Raw genomic sequence first — 22021 nt, 5'->3', positions numbered from 1 at the left:
GATAGGCGGCTTTTTTTATTAAGAAGGAATATGAGGGATGAATATGGAGGATCTTAAACTAAAATTGTCAGCGCTGCCGACAGAGCCCGGCTGCTACCTCATGAAAGACAGGCACGGCATAGTGATATATGTGGGGAAGGCGAAAAACCTCCGCAACCGTGTGAAGTCCTATTTTTCCGGCGCCCATGATGAAAAGACGATGAGACTGGTGGCGGAAATCACCGATTTCGATTTCATCGTGACCAGCTCCGAAGTGGAGTCGCTCCTGCTTGAGCTCAATCTGATCAAAAAACATTATCCGAGATACAACATACTTCTGAAGGATGACAAAAGTTACCCTTTCATAAAGATAACGAAGGAAGAGCATCCGCGGCTCATTGTCACACGGACGGTGAAGCCGAAGACTGGAACATATTTCGGCCCCTATCCGAATGCATACAGCGCCCACGAGACGAAAAAGCTTCTGGACAGGATATATCCGCTCAGAAAATGTAATACGATGCCTGACAAGCTTTGCCTCTATTATCACATCGGACAGTGTCTCGGGCCCTGTGTATATGGTGTGACCCAGGCGCAGTACAAAGAGATGATCGACGGCATCACCCGGTTTCTGAACGGGGATACAAAACAGATTGTGGGAGAGCTCAAAGAGAAGATGCAAAAGGCGTCGGAGGATCTTGAATTTGAAAAGGCGAAGGAGTACCGTGATCTGATCGGGCATATCGACGCCACAATGGATAAGCAGAAGATGATGTCCAAGGATATGACAGCGCGCGACTGCTTCGGATTCAGTATGTCGAAGGGGTGGATGGCAATCTCGGTGCTGCTCGTCAGAAACGGCAATCTGATTGAGAAGAAAGCGGAGATGTTTCCGATCCAGGATGATGTCCAGGAGGAATTCTACCGCTATATTGCACAGTTCTATGATTTGAAATCCAACCTCCTCCCCAAAGAGGTGCATATCACAGGCGGCCTGGACCGGGAAATCATAGATGACTATCTGCCGGTTGATGTAGTACAGCCGAAGCGGGGCCAGAAGAAGGAAATGGTGGAGCTTGCCAACAAGAACGCCGAAATTGCACTGAAGAACAAATTTGAAATCATAGAGAAGGATGAAGCACGGACGATTGGCGCGATAGAAAGTCTCGGCGGGATACTGAACATCGAGACGCCGATCCGGATTGAAGCTTTCGACAACTCCAACATCCAGGGAGTGGATCCGGTAAGTGTCATGGTGTCATTCATAGACGGCAAACCGAGCAAGAAGGACTACCGGAAATACAAGATCAGGACGGTCGAAGGCCCGGATGACTATGCTTCCATGGCTGAGGCGGTCAGAAGGAGATACACGCGTGTGCTGAAAGAGCACCTGCCGCTGCCTGATCTGATCATCGTCGACGGCGGGATCGGCCATATGAATACCGTGAAATCGGTCCTCATGGACGAGCTGTCGCTCGATATCCCGGTTGCGGGGCTTGCCAAAAACGAGAAGCACAAGACGGCCGAGCTTCTTTACGGTGATGCTGCCGAAATTGTGCCGATGAAGAAGAATTCCCAGGAATTCTACCTGCTCCAGAGGATACAGGATGAAGTCCACAGGTTTGCCATCAGTTTCCACAGAAATACAAGAAGCAAAACATCGGTCACTTCTGTACTTGATGGCATCGAGGGTGTCGGTCCCAGGCGCAAGCAGAAGCTTCTGAGCCACTTCGGCTCCATCAGACGGATGAAAGAGAAAGATGTCGGTTCATTTACAGAAATCGGGATCCCCGCTCCGATAGCGGAAAGGATACTGGAAAAACTCAGATCATGAGGATGCGTTTTCATTTTTTGACAATTACTGTTTAAAATTAAACAATTCTTGCCCCTAACATGTCATGTCTCCTTGATTTATATATATGCGAGGAGTAAAATGAGATTGTGAAACCATCTATAATGGATAGTTAGGGGGGAATTCGAGTGTCAAAACAAGATTCAAGTTTTGCTGTAAGACGTCTTCATTCTTTGCTGGGAGTAATTCCACTGGGTGTATTCCTCATTCAGCACTTGCTGGTCAACCACAGTGCAACAAGGAGTGAAGAGGCGTTCAACACAGCGGCAGGTTTCATGGCCAATCTGCCATTTGTTATTTTTCTGGAGATTTTCATAATTTACATTCCGATTCTATTCCATGGTATATACGGCATCTACATTGCGTTCACTGCCAAGTATAACATCGGAGGAAAAGGCTACGGCTGGCATAGTACATACAGAAACTGGATGTTCCTGCTTCAGAGGATAAGCGGCGTCATCGCCTTTATTTTCATTGCCATCCACGTCTACCAGACACGTGTACAGGTCTTCTTCGGAGCTGATCTGGACTTTGATCTGATGCATCAGATTGTGGTCAATCCGCTATGGCTTGTGTTCTACATCATCGGTATCATAGCGACTGTATACCATTTTGCCAACGGTCTGTGGGCGTTCATGATCACATGGGGCTTTACACAGTCAGACAGGTCCCAGCGCATCATGAGCTATGTATCCATGGCAGTTTTCGTAGTGGTCAGCTTCATCGGTGTGCAGGCTATACTGGCATTTATCTAATTAAGGAGTGGAAATAATGGCTAATGATAAAATCATCGTTGTCGGAGGCGGTCTTGCCGGACTGATGGCAACGATAAAGGCAGCTGAGACAGGCGCGGAAGTCGATCTATTCTCAATTGTGCCTGTAAAACGTTCTCACTCTGTATGCGCTCAAGGTGGGATCAACGGTGCGGTGAACACGAAAGGTGAGGGTGACTCACCTGCAATTCACTTTGATGATACGGTCTACGGCGGTGACTTCCTTGCCAATCAGCCGCCGGTCAAGGCGATGACGGAAGCAGCGCCTAAGATCATACATCTGCTCGACCGCATGGGTGTCATGTTCAACAGGACACCGGAGGGACTGCTTGATTTCAGACGTTTCGGCGGAACGCTGCACCACAGAACGGCATTCGCCGGTGCGACAACCGGACAGCAGCTTCTGTACGCCCTGGATGAGCAGGTCAGAAGTTATGAAGTCGACGGTCTCGTCAACAAATATGAAGGATGGGAATTCCTCGGTGCCGTCATCGATGATGAAGGCCGTGCACGCGGAATCACAGCACAGGAAATCACATCCTCCGAAATCAGAACATTCAAATCAGATGCTGTCATCATGGCAACCGGCGGCCCCGGCATCATCTTCGGCAAGTCCACAAACTCAATGATCAATACCGGTTCTGCCGCATCCGTCGTGTACCAGCAGGGCGCTGTCTATGCCAACGGTGAGTTCATACAGATCCATCCGACGGCAATACCGGGCGATGATAAGCTCAGACTGATGAGTGAGTCGGCTCGTGGTGAAGGCGGACGTATCTGGACTTATAAAGACGGTAAACCATGGTACTTCCTCGAGGAGAAATACCCGGATTACGGCAACCTCGTTCCAAGGGACGTTGCCACGCGTGAGATTTTTGATGTCTGTGTGAATCAGAAACTCGGCATCAACGGCGAGAACATGGTATACCTCGACCTGTCCCATAAAGACCCTCATGAACTGGATGTCAAACTTGGCGGAATCATCGAAATCTATGAAAAATTCACAGGTGACGATCCACGCAAAGTTCCGATGAAAATCTTCCCGGCAGTGCACTATTCAATGGGCGGCCTTTGGGTGGATTACGATCAGATGACTTCAGTTCCCGGTCTGTTTGCTGCCGGTGAATGTGATTATTCACAGCACGGAGGCAACAGGCTCGGTGCAAACTCACTGCTGTCGGCAATCTACGGCGGACACGTTGCAGGACCGAATGCGATCGAATATGTAAGGGCGCTGGATAAATCATACGAAGACATCGATGAGACCGTCTATGAGAAACACCGTGACACAGAGCAGGAAAAATTCGATAACATACTGTCCATGGACGGCGAGGAAAATGCCTACGTCATCCATAAGGAGCTCGGTGAAATCATGACAGACAATGTCACTGTTGTCCGCCATAACGACAAGCTTCTTGAAACGGACAAACGGATTGTCGAACTCATGGAAAGATATAAGCGCATTAACATCAACGATACGAAAAAATGGAGTAACCAGGCGGCATTCTTCACCCGTCAGCTTTGGAATATGCTCGTATTGGCCCGTGTTATTACGATTGGTGCGTATAACAGAAATGAATCCCGCGGCGCACACTATAAACCGGAATTCCCTGAACGTAATGACGACGAATGGCTCAAGACGACAATGGCACATTTCGAAGGTGCAGACCAGGCGCCGCGCTTCGACTATCAGGATGTTGATGTCAGTCTGATACCGCCGCGTAAGCGCGACTACTCCAAAAAGAGTGAAGGGAGTGGCAAGAAATAATGAGTGAGAAAACAATTACTTTTAAGATAAAACGCCAGGAAAATCAGGAGACCCAGAGTTATTGGGAAGAGTTTGAACTCCCGTACCGCGAGAACATGAACGTCATCAGCGGTCTTATGGAGATACAGAGGAACCCGGTGAACTCTAAAGGACAGAAGACAACGCCGGTAACATGGGATATGAACTGCCTTGAAGAAGTCTGTGGCGCATGCTCCATGGTCATCAACGGCAATGCGAGACAATCATGTACGGCACTTGTCGACCAGCTGGATCAGCCGATCAGGCTTGAACCGATGTCCACATTTCCGGTAGTCAAAGACCTCCAGGTCGACCGTTCATTCATGTTCGACAGCCTGAAACGCGTCAAAGCATGGGTTCCGATCGACGGCACATATGATCTTGGTCCGGGGCCAAGGATGCCTGAGAAGAAACGTCAGACGGCGTATGAACTTTCCAAGTGCATGACTTGCGGTGTATGTCTGGAAGTGTGTCCGAATGTCAATGACAGCTCAAAATTCATGGGTGCAGCAGCCGTCAGCCAGGTAAGGCTGTTCAACCTGCATCCGACGGGCAGCATGAACAAGAACGAACGTCTCGATGCTCTTATGGGCGTCGGCGGTGTGGCCGAGTGCGGCATGGCACAGAACTGTGTCCAGGCATGCCCGAAAGGCATTCCGCTCACGACTTCAATCGCATCGATGCAGAGGGAAGCAACCTTCCACATGTTCAAGTCCTTCTTCGGAAGCGACCACGAAGTGGAATAACATGATTACTGAGATAGGGAGAGCGCCGCTCTTCCTATTTTTTTATTTCAGTTTACGTTATAATGAAGGAAATATGAGATAAGGAATGAAGCGCATGAGTGATAAGGATTCAATCATTTCGATAGAAAAGTCCATCAGGTACATATCAGCCCATGTGAAGAGCCACGGCCGTGAAATCCTGAAGACCTACGAGCTTTCCCCGCTCCAGTTTGTGGCGCTGCAATGGGCCGGTGACAAAGAAGGGATTACCATAGGTGAACTTTCGAGCAGGTTGTATCTTGCCCATTCCACGACGACTGATATAGTGGATAAGCTCGAAAACGGCGGCTTTGTAAGGCGGCAGAAGTATGAAAAAGATAAGCGCATCGTACTTGTGCTCATGGAGGACAAGGGGCGCGAGGTCATCAATGAAGTGATTGACAAGCGCATCTCCTATATCTCCGATATCACCGACCATCTTTCCACGGAGGAGAAAACGATGCTGCCGGGTATCCTCGAGTCCATACTCCATGAAAGTGAACAGAGGAACAATGGATAAGCCGATCGGGGTGATGGATTCAGGAGTCGGGGGACTGACCGTGGCCAAGGAAATAATGAGGCAGCTGCCGGATGAACAGATTATCTATTTCGGCGACCTCAGAAGATGTCCATACGGAGACCGTCCGCTCGAAGAGGTCAGGCAGTATACAGTTGAAGTTGCCGATCATCTTGTCTCGCGCGGCGTCAAGATGATCGTCGTGGCATGCAACACTGCTACAGCCGCAGCGCTTTCAGACCTTGAAGACAGATACGATATACCTGTCATCGGAGTGATCAATCCGGGGGCAAGAAGCGCGATCCAGAGCAGCAATAATCAGGATGTCATCGTGCTTGCGACAAATGCCACCGTGAATTCAGGAGCATACAGGGATGCAATCCATCACATTAATGGAGGGTTCAGGGTGACGAGCCTTGCCTGTCCGAAATTTGTGCCGATAGTGGAAGAACTCAGATACAAGGATAAAGTTGTCGTCAGGGTGGCGCTCCATCAGACTTTAAAAGGGCTGCTCGGGACATCCGCCGACACCGTCATACTGGGATGCACTCATTACCCTCTGCTTGCCGGTGAAATACGCGACTTTTTCGGCGGCAGGAAAAATGTCATCGACTCCGGCTATGAGACGGCGCGGGAAGTCAGTTCCATCATGACATACAGCAGGTCCCATGCCGCGCCGGGAAACAGGAAGACTCATGTGATGATCGTCAACGGGGACAGCAGCCGTTTCGAATATATACTGGGCGACTGGATTCCGTTCATAGATTACAAAATAGAAGAAATTGATCTGGAGGCATATTGATATGGTCAAAATAGTCATAGCCAGCGGCAATCAGGGGAAGATAAACGATTTCAGGGCAATTTTTCCGGATGATGAGATCGTAGGGATCAAAGAACTGATTCCGGAATTTGAAGTGGAGGAGACCGAAGATACGTTCAAGGGGAACGCCGTGCTCAAAGCGGAGGCTGCGAGAGATGCGCTCGGCATGCCCGTCATCAGTGATGACTCCGGACTCAGCGTGGATGCACTGGATGGTGCGCCGGGAGTTTATTCGGCGAGGTATGCAGGAGTTGATGCGACTGATGTGGAAAATAATGAGAAGCTTCTGGGGGCGCTTGGGGACGCACATGACCGCACGGCACATTTCACTTCGGTCATTGCGCTCGCAATCCCCGGCAGGGAAACCCGCACATACACGGGTGAGCTCCATGGCCGGATTCTCGAATCCCCTGCCGGTGAAGGCGGCTTCGGATACGATCCGCTGTTTGAGACGGACGACGGACAGAAACTTGGCATGATTACTCCTTCTGAAAAAGGGGAAATAAGTCATAGGAGAAATGCACTGGACCGCCTGCGGGAAGATACCGGGGTGTTCGATGTGCTAGTACGCCATGAGAGGAAGGATTCCAATTAGAATATTAATTATCAGTGACAATCATGGGGAACAGGGGATTTCATATGACGCCTACGGCAGGAATGCCGGGGAGCTGAATGTCCATCTCGGAGACAGCGAATTCCATTATGATGATACGGAGATGAGCCATTTCAACCGTGTAAAAGGGAATGTGGACGGCGATACCAGATACCCCGTCGAAGAGTACAATGATGAATCAAAGGCATTCTACACGCACGGGCATTTTTACGACATTAAGAAAACGAGGCAGATACTTGCTGAGCGCGCCCGTGAATACGGCGCAAAATACGCCTTCTATGGCCATTCACATATCGCAAAAGCCGAAAACGTCGATGGTATCTACTGCATCAACCCGGGAAGCATTTCCGAGTCGAAGGGCCAGTGGCCGGAATCCTATGCAGTGCTCGATACAGAGAATGATATCGTGAGCTTCTATGACAGGAGCCATCAGATACTGGAGGAAGTCAGCCTCACAAAACTGTAAGCTGGGACGGCGGGTCTCAGCTTTTTATACAATGAGACTCAAAAGAATGAGGACAGTGAGTATGAGCAGGGTGAAACTGTACAGGTTCTTCCGGAGCAGTCCGCCGGCCACCGCCAGGACGATGACGACGAAGAGGGCAGAAGCGCCGCCGACCAGGACGGCCGGCATCATATCAAAGCCCGTATAGCGGTCTGCCAGGTAAAGGATCGCAAGTATGGTGAAAAATGTCGCGGTAAACTGTTTCATGAACACCCTCATTTCCTTTGGAGAGTAGGAGGTACAGTATGAATATACTTTATTTTGACGATAAATGCATCGTCTGCAATGGATTTGCCAAATTCATATCACGCATCGACAGGAAAGATGCAGTCAGGTTCGCCTCCGTGGATGAACTGAAAGAAGTCATGCCGAAGGGCTTCGATACTGTCGCGTACTATTCGGATGATCTGTACATCCATTCAGATGCTGTTATAGAAGTCGTTGCCGATGCGAGCGGAATCAGTGCCGTCAGACTGTCAAAAATCATGCCCGCCTGCCTCAGGACCGCAATATACAAGTGGGTCGCCCGCAACAGGCACAGGTTCACAGGCAACAAAACATGCACCACCGACCAGATTGACAGTGAAGTTAAAAAGAAAATGATTTCATCATAGAGGACAGTGATCACATGACGATTATAAAGATAGATGAGGACATAGAACTCGGAATAGTGCAGATGGAAGAACGCTTCAAACTGTTCGAGACAGTGGATAAGAACAGGCACCATCTGAGGAAATGGCTGCCGTGGGTCGACCATTCGACCAGCCCCGACTCCTATATCACAGTCATCCAGGCCTGGCAGGAGAATATCGACAGAGGCACCGGTCTCGAGGTCGCCATCTACTACAGGGGGGAACTCTGCGGCATGACCGGGTACAATATGATGGCACCCGGACAGGGGAGGGCGCAGATCGGCTACTGGATCTCAAAAGATGCTGAAGGCAAGGGCATTGTTAAACGGGCCGTCAAAGGTCTCATAGATTACGGATTCGACAGACTCGGTCTCAACCGCGTTGAAATAATATGTGGCGATAAAAATTACAGGTCCAGAGCCATCCCGGAAGCCTTCGGCTTCGCACAGGAGGCAGTGATGGCTGAATACGAATTCCTCTATGACCACTATCACGACTGCATCCTGTACAGGATGCTCAAAAAAGACTGGGTGACAGGCAACAAATGATGAAACCATACTTAATGGGTGTAATAAAACATCATAAAGTTTCAAAATAGGTTTGACTTTGGACGTTGAAATTGATTATAATTGTAAATGTCCGAATTAAGTCCTGGTAGCTCAGCAGGATAGAGCAATGGCCTTCTAAGCCATCGGTCGGGGGTTCGAATCCCTCCCAGGACGCTAGAGATGAAAACCCCTGCGGGGGTTTTTGTTTTATTAATCCGATGTCCCAGTAGCTCAGCAGGATAGAGCGACAGCCTCCTAAGCTGTAGGTCAGGGGTTCGACTCCCTTCTGGGACGCTTAAGTCCAAATACGATATTCATTAAAACTCTGTAACCCGCGTGGTTATGGGGTTTTTATTTTTGTCTTCATTGAATAAGGGGTATTAAAAGAGTATTGTTTGGTCAATATTCGGTCAATATACTACATACCCCCAGGAGTATCAGGGTTTTATCGTTATCTTCCTGATAATGATCTTTTAATAAATGACTATATACACTCGTAGTGATGCTTATGTTTTTATGGCCTAGTCGTTGACTAATGTAATAAATAGATACATCATGCGCTAGGATATAGCTGCAGTGTGTATGTCTGAGTGAATGAAGGGTTTTTAGTCGTATCGATACTCAAAACCCGCAGCGCACGTTTAAATGTCTTTTCAACGGCATGGTGAGATATATTAAAAATCGATTCATGTGGATTAATAGTAAATTGACTTAAAACAGCTTTTATATGATTCATGTCGTCTTTGTGTATTTCAATGGTCCGCTCTGATGTGTCTGTTTTCGTTCCCATGAGGTGCACTTTATTATCATTGAGTTGATAATATTTTAAGGAATTAATTTCACTGAATGAGAGCGTAAAATAGTTTGTGTAAATGAATAAATAGAAAAAGGGCGTCCTTTTCTTGTAAGATTAAGTTACCACACCAAATCCAAGAAAAGAGGACGACCCCTATGGATCATTTTACATCAGATATTATTCAAGCTCTAGTAAAAAAAGACGATGTCACAGAAATCTTCCGCAGCCATTCTATTCCAAGTTCCTCACCGTCTCCCATCACTTCCCATACCCATTGGATGAGGAAAATGTGGAGTTTCCAGCTGCCCAGACAGAGGATGATACAATCAACAATTATTTCGTCACAGCACATTATGCTGACCAGGCGCTGGAGGAATTCTTCAATTACTTGAAGTCAAGCGGCTTATATGAGGATTCGATCATCGTCATGTATGGTGACCATTATGGCATTTCCGATATGAGAAACCCGGAATTGGCACCTTTAGTGGGTGAAGATCCGGAGGAATGGAATCAATACCATGACACTCAAATGCAAAGAGTGCCGCTCATCATGCATGTTCCCGGGGTTGGAAATGGTGAAGTGTCCGACACATACAGTGGTCAGGTGGACATGCTTCCAACCTTAATGCATCTACTGGGCATGGAAACAGATGGCTATCTATTCATGGGTCAGGATATTTTATCAGAAGAACACGATAATACCGTCCCACTCAGAAATGGACGTGTAGTGACGCCGGAATATACTTTCTTTGAACAGGAAATCTATGATACAGAGTCAGGGGAGGCACTGCAGGATCAATTTACCGGAGAAGAATTAGAAGAACTTTATCGCTATAGAGACGAAGCGAGAGAAGAATTAAGCCATTCCAACGAAATTCTGATGAAAGATCTACTGCGTTTCTATAACCCTGAACCTCTGGATGGGTTAAAAGAAATCGATTATCTATATCGTGATCAATTGGATATCCTCGAAGAGCACCCAAGGAAAGAAACGAGCCTGATTGAACAATATTATGGAGAATCGAGCATGGAACTATATGAAACGGATGCACCAGAGCTGGAAGAATCAGAAAGAGATCCATCATATGGCGGTTCTAATCCGCCTGGTAGGCCGGAATGAACCAGATCAAAATTGAAATAAGAATATTGAAGCATAAAAGACAATATATTCATCTTTAAAAGATCCCTTCAGAAAAGTATGGACTGGACCCAGTCAAGTAGGCAGTTAGAAAAAGAAGCGGTTATGGTTGGCACAGCTCAGATGAGCTGTGCCATTTTTAATGTGATGCGTTCTTTGTTGAAGAATGTGATGAATCGGTCGATATCGCGCTTCAATGCATCGAACGTCTGATACCTTTTGAAACATTGAAAGAAGTCAAAATTAAAAATTTCAAAAAAAGACTTGGTTACATGATTCAAACGTCTTTAGGGAAGGATAGGAATAATTACAGTTATTTCTATTATTTCCAATACAGCTTATAAAAGGAGTGTAGGTTATGTATTTGATGCATCGTATCAGTCATGAAAATAGCGCTTCAGTAAGGTTGCTTAAAGAAGACAATTTGCTTCCTATCGGTTGGTCTATGTTGAAAGGCGAGAAAGCCGAGAGAGTCTTAAGAAATGCAAAAGAAATGGAACAACATGAATTTAGAGACGATTTCGTAGAGTTGGGTAATGAAATCAACAGTAGTTGGTTGACTGCAAGGAGAAGCAATTACCTGTACAGGTTTTTGAAGTTGGATAAAGGAGATAGGGTGCTGATTCCGAAATCTGATGAGCTCGATCTTTGTGAAGTGACCGGGTCCCCTTACGCCTACGATAATCCGGAAGGTATAGATATAGGATTTGTAGTCCCGGTTAGAATGATCAGTACGGGAATAAGCAGGCATCGATATGTCCCAGCTGATTTAGCGTCCAAGTTGAAATATAGAGGAACTAACCTATATCTTAATGATAGGGATATAGATACAATAGAGAAGATGATTATAAAACATGGAAATAAAGTCCCGGTCTATGACTTCACTCCTACAAGAGAAAGTATCGTAAAGAAAATTCATGACTATCTCACTCAATTAAATGATCAGCATTTTGAAGAGTTAATTAAAGCCTACATGGTATCCATTGGTGCAGATGTTACTGTCATACCACCTAAAAATTCGAACTCCCAAAAGAACAGTAGCATCGCAGATGTAGATGTAAAGGCAGCTTTCACTACTTTAGATATAGTTATATATGTACAGGCCAAGAGGCATACTGGCAAGTCTGATGACACGGGAATCAGACAACTGCTTGCCTATAAATATGAAGAAGACGATAGATTCGAACATCTGGAACCTTTCAAATGGTTCATCACTACAGGTGAATTCGATAAAAATACAGCGGACATTCCACAGGATGAGCAAGGGGAAAGAATAAGGGTGATTCAAGACACAGAATTTGCCTCCATGTTGGTTGATTCGGGATTTGTGTTCAAAGATGATATATTCAATAAAGGTTGAATAAAACAATGTTGCCAATTGGATTTTAGGAACATAAATAAAAGCTTTGGAATCATCATTTGATGATTCCAAAGCTTTTTCTATTGAATAATTCTATTCTTCAACTTGATCTCTTCCTCATACATAGCTCTTTCAAATGCATTGAAGTCTTTTTCCTGGCTAGGGATAGCGATACCTGATTTAACCACCATAATATTGGGTTCTCTGATATTGGTATGTTTTACACCAGATAATAATGACAATGAATTTTCTCCTGTTTTATTCATATTCTCTTGGAAAGGGTAGATGAAATATCCTTCATCGGCCTCAAATCGATGCATATAGGCAATAATTTGCAAGTAATCACGCCCCCGTATGTTATTGATGGGTTTATACTTTGTATCAGCAATCTTTCTATTCAATGTATCTTTGCTTATAAAGTCGGGATAGATGAGTCCGTTCGCGGCATTGAATAAATAATGTCTGCCAATGCCTTTTGTATTTTGTGGATGGATAAATCGATCGTCTATAAGAGTATTAACGTACTCTTCAAATAACCAGGCACCATCAAACAGGATACCGTATATTTCATCATTCGTGTTTTTCTTAAAATAATTTGATTCCGCCCTCAGTATGGCGATACACAACCTTTGCAGAGCCTGATATTCGAAGTAGTAACCATGCCTCACTGGTCTGCGTATGTTCAGGTGGATTGTCTTGGCCAGATGGATGGAGGCAAAGTGGGTCGAATTTTCTTCAATGACATGTATATTTTCTTTTGTGATGTCATTCATATATAGGACTTTCCTCAAACTTTTCCTTCTCTTTATAAACTCTATAGTATATCTGATCAGATGAATAACATGATTTTCGTAACTGAACTCACGAGTGTTGTAGGCTATATTACCGAGGAAAGGAACATTTTTCTTCAAATGTCTTTTGAAATCTATAGTCCCTTTTACATTAGTATCATTGTGATGCTGTACCTTATATTCTTTATATAGGCCTTTCTTCATCGCATTATTTAAAAGCTTAGGAAACAGGGGAATCAACAATTCCAAAAAGCTGCTCTGATGTTCCATGTTCACTTCAGTATTGATCACATTCATATTCAGTACTTTTTTAAGCATATAATAAAAGAAATAGTCATTATCTACATCAAATCTAGAACCTATGAACAGGCGTTCATCTTTATAACCGATGCTGCCCATCACATTCGTAGTTCTTATACGTTCACTGTTTGCCATCATTAGAAAGTGTGAAGCATCAAGATCATCGATGTCACTTAATTTAGGTGGGAACAGGAACAGGTTGGAAGTCTCCAGATCTTCAATGTTTTTATTCGCAATTCTGCCTATGAAATCATCGCTGATTGTGACATCATCTATAGCGGTCACTGTGTTGTCTTTAGTCTTCATAGTCAATCTCCTGATGGAGCCCATCATATGCAGCCTTTAAATCCGAGAGTATGCTTGCTTCATCAAAGAACCCCCGTACATACTCTTCCAGCAAAGGTTCGAGGTAATCCTGCCATAATAATTCAAAATCATTATCTATATCATTCAATTTCAGGAAGTAGCTGGGGCCGATATGATAATGACTATTCAGTCCCTCGACTTCAGATATCGCATTGTTCAACCTGATCAGGCGAGTGGCGGCACCATCATAATCATCAATTTGACCTGAGAGTATTCCGAGTTGGCTTCCGGCTGTCACTTCAATGAACCTGAAGCGACGGCGCATCGCAAAGTCAAAACTTTCGACACTGCGGTCTATATCATTCATCGTTCCAATGATGTAGACATTATCCGGCACATAAAGTACTTTATTCACATCGTTGATGGGGGAATATTGCGTTTTGACCGCACCTTTTTTCCCTCGGTATCCAGGGTCTATGGCGAAGAACAGCTCACCGAAAATTTTAGAGATTTCACCCCGGTTGATTTCATCGATGATGAAGACGAACTTTTCTCCTGTGTGCTGTCTGGAAGCTGCTCTGGTTACGAAATTCTTAAAGATTCCTGGAATGATCTCGTAGCGCATTTCACCGGTCTCTTCATCAATGGTTGGCCGAAAGCCTTCAACAAAATCAGTGTAGTCATAACTCGGGTGGAATTGGATGAATTCTATATTGTTCTGAGGGACCTCATCCAGATGCTCAAAACTTTTAACCCTCCCGGCACTGACAACTTCGGCGGCAATGTTTCTGGCGAGATAGGTCTTTCCTGTACCGGGAGCACCTCTTAATATTATATTTTTTGAAGAGACGAGTTTACCTGCATATTCAGAAAGCTCAGCCTCTTCAAGCGGTACTTCAGTCGTAGTCCCTGTATCCCTTCCAACTTCACTATATTTATTGTGTGAAATCCAGGCGTGATAAGACAACTCAGGGAAGCTTTTAAATTTATAATTGCCGCTTTTCATGGAAGACTGTGCAGTTTTAATCATCGCAATATACTCTGTGGCCGAAGGTACTTTGTTTATGGGAACAAATCTGTTTATGAAGTCTGAGTCCATATTTTTGTCTATGGATATGAACTCTCTATTTCTCGCATCCAAATTGATGAACGCCTTGGGGCGAATCCAGTAAAGTCCCATGGTCAATTTCCATTTAACATATTTTTGGTTAATGGCCGTATCAAATCGTTTGATGAATTCCCTTTTACTTTCTTCTGTATCATTATCCGCATAATCCAATGCAGCATTGAAGACACTCCATAAGTTATCTATATCATATTCATCCCTGTCACCTATGAAACCATAGAATGTTGCTTTCATATTATTCACTACAGGAATACCATCAAAAGTTTCTGGTACAGATGCAGTGACGGAAAACTCTTCTTTTAATTCCTGGATGATTTTGATTCGATTTTCATCTTTAATTCCTTTGTTGAAAAAGGCAAAAATGGTAAATGGGTCGATATCGATGGCGTTATAATCTTTCTCCATTTTTGGTAGGGTCATCCCGCTCTTGTTGTAGGCATCAGTCACTTTTTCAATCAGTTTTGTTCTGTCGCTGGAGTAGGGGCGAAGCTTATCAGCAAATTCCTGATAGAAATCGATCCAGCCAAACTGGTTATCAAATTTGGCCTCCTGCTGGGATGATACATACTCCTGAAACTGTTCTTCATTATAAAACTGGTTTTTCCAGTATTCGTCATATAAAAAGATGGTGTAGTCCTGTTCCACATCATTTAAGGTGAAATCAATCAAATGATTGCTTAAGTAATAATCTGTGTCCAACTTCCAGATCGCAACCCTCGAGGTGTAGAAGTACCATTCCTTCATGGTTGAACGATGATCCCTGATCCATTCGATTCTGATGGTATGTCCATCTTCGAGATTCTCTTTCACCACTCCTACAGCTTTAATCCTCATAACGGATGCGGACTTATTGTTAGGGTTATAGAAAGGCAGGTCATTTTTGCGGGTGTAGGTGGACTTGAGGATAAGATAGTCCCCCTCTTTCATCTGATCATAATACGTCCGCATCAATTGATACTGATCATTATCTTCCTGGTCTACCCATCCAAGACGCCATTCATTATTTTCGACAAAATCATTTGTGTAATCCTTGCCATCAATTACAGTGCCTGCGAAGAAAAAATTTGTATCCTTATAATCATTCATTGGAAGTTTCCCCCTTATATACCATATTGCTATTTTCTACATAATATCACACCGAAATGGATCCAGTACTCCTCAATTGAAAACGCTTTATTATATATTTTGGCTGCTTCTTTTCAATGAAATTTTGATTTCTCTATTCCGAACCGTGATTTATAATAACGGTTCAAGTTAAAAGAGTATGGCTTATTAAATTCAATAAGCATGTTCTTTTACCCCCTACATCTATAGTATAATGGTAGCAACTTCCAATAGATAAGAATGGGGGAATGACATATGAGTTACGAAAGAGAGGATGCTCTTGAGGCGAAGGTCATGAAGCGTCTTGAGGGTATTGGATATGGACGGGTGCCGATCAGAAGCAACGAGGCATTGGAACAGAACTTCAGGGATATCCTGAACAGGCGTCATGCGAAGCTGAAGGCGGAGCCGCTCTCCGACAAGGAGTTCAGCCGCCTGATGACGCAGATCAACAATAAAAGTGTATTCGACAGTTCGAAGGTTTTTTAGACTAATTTGTACTACAGGGTGATTGAACATAAATAATTCATAGCTTGAAAAATTTCAAATATGCTATGATTTTCTTTAAATCAATTCGGATATATTTTCTAAGGAATTGTTATAATGTTAAATTTTAGTTTTTCATTAAAAACTTTTAAGGATTTGAAGACTATGACAAAATGTAATCAATATTTTTATAGAGGAGTAGAGGTAGAAGTTCTAGAAACAGATATCGAATTCGATTTAGTATTAGTGAAAATTTTGCCAAATAAAAAGGTAGATTATATTAGCAAGAAATTATTAACTTTAATACCAACTAAAGAAAATTTCATATCAATTCGATTACTAAGAGAGGAAAGATAATGGTAATAAACTGGTTAGATTATAAGTTAGATGGCAACCGATGGGAGACGTTATGTTTAGATATTTGTCGAATAATCTATAAAGAGGAATATTTTCATGAAGTTCCTGCCCATTATAAGGGAGATGGAGGTATTGAAGGATTTACTAAATCTAAATTGGGGGTTGTAATTCAGTGCTACTGTCCTGATGACCCTAACCTAGACCATAATAAATTGTATGAATCACAAAGAGATAAAGTGACAAAAGATATACAAAAAATAATTGATAATCATGGTATTTTAAAAAAAATTGGAGTCGCAAAAATAACAAGATGGATTTTCATGGTTCCGGAATATAAAGATAAAAGAATATTAGAACACTGCCAAAATAAACAGAGAATGATATTAAAAGCAAAAGAAAACAATCCAAAAGATCTTGAGTATATCAGTGAAGATTTTCAAGTGCACATAAAAGTCGCTGCTGATTTCAAAACAGAAATAGCAAGGCTAATCAGAACAGAAATAACCGATGTGAAATTAGATATTCCCGAATTAGAAGAGGAGTCGATAAACTGGGAAACTTTAGATTCTGAAAAATCAAAAAACGTTTCAAGAAAAATGAAAGCTATTTCTTCAACAACAGAAGAAAACCCTGAAAGAAGTAGGAAATTAATTGATTATCATATTAAAAGATATATTTTTGGGAAGACTACTCTAGAGAAACTTTCTAATGAATATCCAGATATATGGAATGATGTAATGAAGATTGAGCGTGTCTTTAAAAATAAAGTGAAGGAAAAAACTCTCTTGTCTTATAATCATGAGATGAATTTAAAAACTTACAACGCTCTTTCAGATGAATTTGAAGAGTCATTAAACGTTGAGCTAAAGTATTTAACAACCGAGACCTCAATGATGTTAGCTCAATCTATTATAAGCAGTTGGCTAGCAGATTGCCATATGGAATTTTACTAAAGGAGCATAATAGATGGATATTAACCCAAATATTCTAGGAATCAGGTTTTTGCAAAAAAAAGAAGCTGTTCCATATCATAATAGGTTGACATATAAAACGACAATTTTGTTATTAATTTTATTAAAATGTTGTAGAGGCAAAGGCTGTTCAATATCTAAATTTCAAATAATAATGAATCATTTACATTCTACAAAGAGTCAGGAAGAGTTAATTGAATTTATAAGAACAGAGCAAACATTTATCTATTTAAGGTATGATTCTACTGTAATAAAAGCACTTGAATATATGAAATACGATGGGTTAATAGAAACTCAAAGAAATGGTAGTTTTAGAATAACTGACAAAGGAAAAAAGATAGCGGAAAATATTTGGAGAGATAAAGAGATTTTTCTTTTCGAGAAAAAATTCTTTACGGAACTAGGAGGGTCGTTAACAGAAAAGTTGGTAAAAAATATTACTAGTAATTTATTTAGTGTTTAGATTGGAGGCAAACATGAATATAAACAGATTAACTATAAAAATAACTACAGAAAAAGAACCATTTATCTTTGATGAAAAATTTCAAAATGGTTTAAATATAATAGCAAGTGAAATGAACACCTCAGGTAAAAGTTCCATTATATCTGGAATTATGTATTGTTTAGGAATGGAAGAAATTATAGGTGGAAGAGGCTCTAAAGTATTAAGTGCGGCGTATAATAACAAAATTAGAGATACTGATGGTAAAATATTTAATGTTATGAAAGCTGATATTTTCTTGGAAATCAGTAATGGTAGAAACATCGTTACTATTCTCCGAACGGTTAATGATTTGACGAGAAATGATAATCTCATGACTGTAATATATGGTAAGTATGAGGACAGGCTTAATTTAAAGGTGAAAAGAGAAGACTTTTTTGTACATGATTCAAATTCAGCAAAAGGAAAATTTGGTTTCTTTCATTTTCTAGAAGATTTTATGGGATTAGAATTACCTGATGTATTAGGTTACGATGGGAAAGAGAAAAAATTATATATTCAAAATGTTTTTGCAGCAATAATGATTGAGCAAAAAAGAGGCTGGAGCGATATATTGTCCAGAGCTCCGAACTTTGGGATAAAGGAACCGAAAAAAAAGACAATAGAATATATCCTAAATATGGATTCTATCGAATTATCTAAGAATAAAACCGAAATAAACGATAAAATAAAAGAGAATAAAATGAGATGGCAAGAATTATATCTAGAAACAAACGCATATCTAAAAAATTTAGAGTTAAGATTGGTCGGTGTAACAAAAGAATTGAATTTTATAGAAAAAGATCAAGTTGAGATTATTTCTGATGAAAATTCTTTGAGTTTAAAAAAAAGTATAGATATTACGGAAGCAGAATTAAAGGATATTGCTGTAAATAAATACAAAACTACTAATGATAATAAAAATTTGAATGAAGAGTTATTACAAGTTATGGATGATATCAGCGATTATAAGTTTAAAGCAGAAGACTTAATTAATCAAAAAAACAAGGAACTTACAGAAATTTCTGGCTTAGAAGAAGGGTTGGAAAACTTAAGTAATGATATTCAGAACAATATAGATATTAGAAAAATAGCTAATTATGGATCAGAAAAAGGGTCAAAAATATACGAAGGAGTATGTCCGACGTGTGGTCAAAAATTAGAAGATACATTACTTAATAGTCAATATCATACTGAAATAATGACGCCTGAAGAAAACATAAAGCATTTAAAAAACCAAAAAATTTTATTTGAATCAATAATTTCTCAAAAAAAAGACATAATTGATGATATTAACCACAAAGTACAAAAATATTCCCAAAAAACAAAAAAACTAAATGCTTTAGCTGTGGCTATTAAAGAAGATTTATACAAATTAAATGATGAATATAATGAGCATGTTATATTGAAAAAAATAAGGTTAGAACAAAAGGTAGATAAATTAAAAGAGGCGCAAGCAAAACTAGTGAGTATTCAAAATGACTTCACTAACATTTCTGAGGATTATAAAAGGTTAAAAAAGAAGTTAAGCAAATTGACCAAAGATGATTACTCTCAAAAAGATTATAAAAAAATCGATAGTTTAAAAAATAAATTCGTGGTCAATCTTAAAAAATTCGGTTACAGGAGTATGGAGCCTGAAGAAAACATTGGTATATCTTATCAAACATTATTGCCTGAGATTATGGGTTATGATTTGAAGTTTGATTCTTCAGCTAGTGATCATATAAGAGGCATTTGGGCTTATACGATTGCATTACAAGAAGTTTCTGCAGAGTATGGAGGTACCCATCCAAATTTTATTATGTTCGATGAGCCTAATCAGCATAGTATAGTAGAAAAAGATATGAGGGCATTTCTATCCAAAGTGAAATCTTTGAATAATAATGTACAAACTATAATTGGTTTTACCATAAAGGATACTGACTCTAAAAGTATAATAGAAAATTTAAGCGCTGTAGATAAAATCATTAAAATTGATAAACTTGCTTTTAAAAAAGATACTAGAGAATTAGATTAATTCATAAATGGAGGCCTATAATATATTTTATCGAAATAAGGGATGCAGTTCTTTAGTAACATATTCACACATTTATATTTTCTACTGAGTGAATAAGATTAATGTTTTTTGAAATATGAGTTCTTCTCACTCTGCCTGATGGGATGTTTTCTACTTTAAAGTAGGGTTCAAGGTGTCCAGTAATCGAACAAGGGTCCTTCTTGACCAAAAACAGGATCATATTTCGACATCGGAACATTCTTTATATTCTTCACCTTTTTAGGCCGCTCTTCAGGTTCTCCATAGCACATATCAAAACTGATACCTCCGGGGTAGGCACCGTAATTCGCATAATCGTCACTTGCTTCTATCTTCTTATGACCATAGCCGGCAGGAAGGATGATGACATCGCCCTTTGACCGCAAGCACTTCATGGGTGTTGCTGTGGTAGTGGTGGAAAGGGTGGACGGAGCCGAGCCACTCTCCGGACCAGTCATTGGAATTCAGAATCGCGGAGATGTCATTCCCATCTTCAAATACACTCTTATAGATCAGCAAGGGGAAGTCGGGGTGGTTGGGTATCTTGCCGTCATCTTCGACCTTTATTGGAATGATTTCAATATCTTCAGCACGTTTCATCTTCATCCCTCCATATATTGATTATTATACTTTTACCGCTTCTGACCGAAAATAACCATTACATTTAAAGTCTACAAAAAAGGAGCAGATTGCTCTGCTCCAATAGATTCAACATATGGGAGTCTCCACAGTGGTGGAGGCTCCTCTTATTTTTCAGTCCATCTCATAATACGCGCTGAACCGGTCGAGCTCCTCGATGGTCGTGATGTCATGGGGGAGCAGGGGCACGCGGATGAGGTTCTGATCTGTGAAGGTGTCTTCAATCTCCTTCAAATACCGCTGTTCATGCTCCCGCCGCTGGGCGAGGAAGGTGCCGTCGGCTTCATCGGGCAGCACCTTATTGATGATGAGCGTCTTTACATGCAGGTGATACTTGTCGAGGAGGCCCACGGCCTTCCTGGTTTCAAGTATCGGCAGCCTTTCGGGATTCAGGACGAAGATGAATCCCGTCTTTCCGGACTCGAGCATAATCTCCCGTGCCTGTGAGAAGCGGTTCTGCCGGGTGAGGAGGACATCGTAGATCGGGTCCTCAACCGGTTCCCCGTCGTTCAGGAGCTGGGTGTAGTTCTTATTCGTCTTCTGCCGCTTCTTCAGCAGCCCCTCGACCCAAACCCCCATCAGCTCCGGTAATGTTAAGAGCCTTATGGTATGGCCGGTAGGGGCGGTGTCGAAGACGAGGTGGTCGTATTCGCCTTCCTCCTCGAGGATGATGGAGACGAGCTTGTCGAACAGCGCCGATTCATCCGCACCGGGTGAGGCCTGGGCGGTATCGAGCTGGCGGTTGACCTCCTCGATCATGCTGGACTGGACGGTGCCCTTGATGTTCTCCTTCACCGAGTCGATGTACTTCTTCGTCTCATGCTCCGGGTCGATCTCGAGCGCATGGAGGTTATCTGCAATCTGTACCGTCTCCCCGCCGATGTCACGCGAGAAGATATGCCCGAGGTTATGGGCCGGGTCGGTCGAGACGAGCAGCGTCTTCTTCCCTGATTTTGCGAGTTGCCATGCGATGGCGGCAGCGGACGTAGATTTTCCTACGCCTCCCTTGCCACCGATGAACAGAATCTTCTTTGTATGAATGCTCATGGATATGCTCCTTTAGTGTAGTCAGCAGCAGCGGATGCCGGTCAGCTGCGACTTGTCCATCCCCATGCGGAGATGCCAGTCGTGGAAGTCCTCGATGATGTGCGGGTACAGTTCCAGCGTGTAATAGTAGACCGGATTCGGTATGCCGATCATCTCGGAGTAGAGGAGCAGCAGGAAAAGGTCATCCTGGTCCCTCAGCTCCCTGGCCACTTCCGTACGGTGCGGCATTTCGAGCACTTCCTCGTAGTACCGGATCAGCTTCTTGATATTGTCGAGCATGGGTTATCCCTCC

24 protein-coding genes and 2 tRNA genes are annotated in these 22021 nt (G+C 42.5%); 18 read left to right on the top strand and 8 right to left on the bottom strand.

The features are described 5' to 3' along the window. Positions 1-43 precede the first annotated feature (43 nt). The 8 genes from uvrC (at position 44) to WN59_RS02460 (ending at position 7570) form a co-directional block, all read left to right on the top strand. The gene (gene uvrC / locus WN59_RS02495) at positions 44-1813 is read left to right on the top strand and encodes an excinuclease ABC subunit UvrC (protein ID WP_046512812.1); all 1770 of its coding nucleotides are present in this window, start codon (positions 44-46) and stop codon (positions 1811-1813) included. A gap of 146 nt (positions 1814-1959) precedes the next feature. Beyond that, positions 1960-2586 carry a succinate dehydrogenase cytochrome b558 subunit gene (locus WN59_RS02490; RefSeq protein ID WP_046512020.1) on the top strand — a complete coding sequence of 209 codons (627 nt, stop codon included), beginning with the start codon at positions 1960-1962 and terminating at the stop codon, positions 2584-2586. A 16-nt stretch (positions 2587-2602) separates the two neighbouring features. Further along, positions 2603-4372 (top strand): succinate dehydrogenase flavoprotein subunit, encoded by a 1770-nt coding sequence (gene sdhA / locus WN59_RS02485; protein WP_046512019.1) that lies wholly within the window; start codon positions 2603-2605, stop codon positions 4370-4372. Then, positions 4372-5136: a succinate dehydrogenase iron-sulfur subunit gene (sdhB, locus tag WN59_RS02480; protein ID WP_046512015.1), complete on the top strand. Its 765-nt coding sequence runs from the start codon at positions 4372-4374 to the stop codon at positions 5134-5136. The genes sdhA and sdhB overlap by 1 nt, the downstream gene beginning before the upstream one ends. A gap of 94 nt (positions 5137-5230) precedes the next feature. Continuing rightward, on the top strand, positions 5231-5674 hold the full coding sequence (locus WN59_RS02475) for a MarR family winged helix-turn-helix transcriptional regulator (protein WP_046512008.1): 444 nt from the start codon (positions 5231-5233) through the stop codon (positions 5672-5674). Beyond that, the gene (racE, locus tag WN59_RS02470; protein WP_046512007.1) at positions 5667-6473 is read left to right on the top strand and encodes a glutamate racemase; all 807 of its coding nucleotides are present in this window, start codon (positions 5667-5669) and stop codon (positions 6471-6473) included. The genes WN59_RS02475 and racE overlap by 8 nt, the downstream gene beginning before the upstream one ends. A gap of 1 nt (position 6474) precedes the next feature. Further along, positions 6475-7086: an RdgB/HAM1 family non-canonical purine NTP pyrophosphatase gene (gene rdgB, locus WN59_RS02465; protein WP_046512004.1), complete on the top strand. Its 612-nt coding sequence runs from the start codon at positions 6475-6477 to the stop codon at positions 7084-7086. Next, positions 7064-7570: a YfcE family phosphodiesterase gene (locus WN59_RS02460; RefSeq protein ID WP_046512001.1), complete on the top strand. Its 507-nt coding sequence runs from the start codon at positions 7064-7066 to the stop codon at positions 7568-7570. The genes rdgB and WN59_RS02460 overlap by 23 nt, the downstream gene beginning before the upstream one ends. Positions 7571-7594: 24 nt before the next feature. Here the strand turns inward: WN59_RS02460 and WN59_RS02455 are convergent, their stop codons facing one another. Then, on the bottom strand, positions 7595-7816 hold the full coding sequence (locus WN59_RS02455) for a hypothetical protein (RefSeq protein WP_046511999.1): 222 nt from the start codon (positions 7814-7816) through the stop codon (positions 7595-7597). A 38-nt stretch (positions 7817-7854) separates the two neighbouring features. Between WN59_RS02455 and WN59_RS02450 the strand changes: the two genes are divergently transcribed. The 4 genes from WN59_RS02450 (at position 7855) to WN59_RS02435 (ending at position 9083) form a co-directional block, all read left to right on the top strand. Next, a complete protein-coding gene (locus tag WN59_RS02450; protein ID WP_046511996.1) occupies positions 7855-8223 on the top strand; it encodes a thiol-disulfide oxidoreductase DCC family protein in 369 nt (122 codons plus the stop codon). 14 nt (positions 8224-8237) lie between these two features. Next, positions 8238-8789: a GNAT family N-acetyltransferase gene (locus WN59_RS02445; protein WP_046511993.1), complete on the top strand. Its 552-nt coding sequence runs from the start codon at positions 8238-8240 to the stop codon at positions 8787-8789. Between the two features lie 100 nt (positions 8790-8889). Further along, positions 8890-8963: transfer RNA gene (locus WN59_RS02440), tRNA-Arg, on the top strand. A gap of 46 nt (positions 8964-9009) precedes the next feature. After that, positions 9010-9083 (top strand) — tRNA-Arg (locus WN59_RS02435). A gap of 105 nt (positions 9084-9188) precedes the next feature. Here the strand turns inward: WN59_RS02435 and WN59_RS13790 are convergent. Continuing rightward, a complete protein-coding gene (locus WN59_RS13790; RefSeq protein ID WP_408005385.1) occupies positions 9189-9404 on the bottom strand; it encodes a tyrosine-type recombinase/integrase in 216 nt (71 codons plus the stop codon). Positions 9405-9859: 455 nt separating this feature from the next. Between WN59_RS13790 and WN59_RS02430 the strand changes: the two genes are divergently transcribed. Then, entirely contained in the window at positions 9860-10705 is an 846-nt protein-coding gene (locus tag WN59_RS02430) for an LTA synthase family protein (protein WP_456238777.1), read from the top strand. A gap of 137 nt (positions 10706-10842) precedes the next feature. Here WN59_RS02430 and WN59_RS13930 read toward each other — a convergent pair whose 3' ends face one another. Continuing rightward, positions 10843-11004, bottom strand: coding sequence for an IS3 family transposase (locus WN59_RS13930; protein WP_156172375.1), 162 nt, complete (start codon positions 11002-11004; stop codon positions 10843-10845). A 77-nt stretch (positions 11005-11081) separates the two neighbouring features. On the opposite strand from WN59_RS13930, the gene WN59_RS02425 reads away from it, so the two are divergent. Next, complete coding sequence (locus WN59_RS02425; protein ID WP_046511990.1) at positions 11082-12083, top strand: restriction endonuclease; 1002 nt, start codon at positions 11082-11084, stop codon at positions 12081-12083. An 80-nt stretch (positions 12084-12163) separates the two neighbouring features. On the opposite strand, the gene WN59_RS02420 is transcribed toward WN59_RS02425, so the two are convergent. Next, positions 12164-13480: a 5-methylcytosine restriction system specificity protein McrC gene (locus WN59_RS02420; protein ID WP_052747234.1), complete on the bottom strand. Its 1317-nt coding sequence runs from the start codon at positions 13478-13480 to the stop codon at positions 12164-12166. Then, positions 13470-15692, bottom strand: a complete 2223-nt coding sequence (locus WN59_RS13460; protein WP_052747231.1) for an McrB family protein — start codon at positions 15690-15692, stop codon at positions 13470-13472. The genes WN59_RS02420 and WN59_RS13460 overlap by 11 nt, the downstream gene beginning before the upstream one ends. Before the next feature lie 273 nt (positions 15693-15965). On the opposite strand from WN59_RS13460, the gene WN59_RS02410 reads away from it, so the two are divergent. The 4 genes from WN59_RS02410 (at position 15966) to WN59_RS02390 (ending at position 20025) form a co-directional block, all read left to right on the top strand. After that, a complete protein-coding gene (locus WN59_RS02410; protein WP_052747230.1) occupies positions 15966-16199 on the top strand; it encodes a hypothetical protein in 234 nt (77 codons plus the stop codon). 353 nt (positions 16200-16552) lie between these two features. Then, positions 16553-17506 (top strand): hypothetical protein, encoded by a 954-nt coding sequence (locus WN59_RS02400; protein ID WP_046511984.1) that lies wholly within the window; start codon positions 16553-16555, stop codon positions 17504-17506. Positions 17507-17519: 13 nt separating this feature from the next. Then, on the top strand, positions 17520-17987 hold the full coding sequence (locus WN59_RS02395; protein ID WP_046511981.1) for a helix-turn-helix domain-containing protein: 468 nt from the start codon (positions 17520-17522) through the stop codon (positions 17985-17987). Between the two features lie 13 nt (positions 17988-18000). After that, on the top strand, positions 18001-20025 hold the full coding sequence (locus WN59_RS02390) for a coiled-coil domain-containing protein (RefSeq protein ID WP_046511978.1): 2025 nt from the start codon (positions 18001-18003) through the stop codon (positions 20023-20025). Positions 20026-20379: 354 nt separating this feature from the next. On the opposite strand, the gene WN59_RS13915 is transcribed toward WN59_RS02390, so the two are convergent. The 3 genes from WN59_RS13915 to WN59_RS02375 all read right to left on the bottom strand — a co-directional run bounded on the left by WN59_RS13915 (position 20380) and on the right by WN59_RS02375 (position 22008). Beyond that, entirely contained in the window at positions 20380-20643 is a 264-nt protein-coding gene (locus WN59_RS13915) for a hypothetical protein (protein WP_052747228.1), read from the bottom strand. A gap of 153 nt (positions 20644-20796) precedes the next feature. Continuing rightward, positions 20797-21729, bottom strand: a complete 933-nt coding sequence (locus WN59_RS02380) for an ArsA family ATPase (RefSeq protein WP_046511975.1) — start codon at positions 21727-21729, stop codon at positions 20797-20799. Positions 21730-21750: 21 nt separating this feature from the next. Further along, positions 21751-22008, bottom strand: coding sequence for a cory-CC-star protein (locus tag WN59_RS02375; protein ID WP_046511971.1), 258 nt, complete (start codon positions 22006-22008; stop codon positions 21751-21753). Positions 22009-22021: the final 13 nt, after the last annotated feature.

It is taken from the genome of Salinicoccus sediminis (assembly GCF_000986795.1).
Lineage (GTDB): Bacteria > Bacillota > Bacilli > Staphylococcales > Salinicoccaceae > Salinicoccus > Salinicoccus sediminis.
This window is presented reverse-complemented; position numbering and strand designations above follow the sequence as displayed.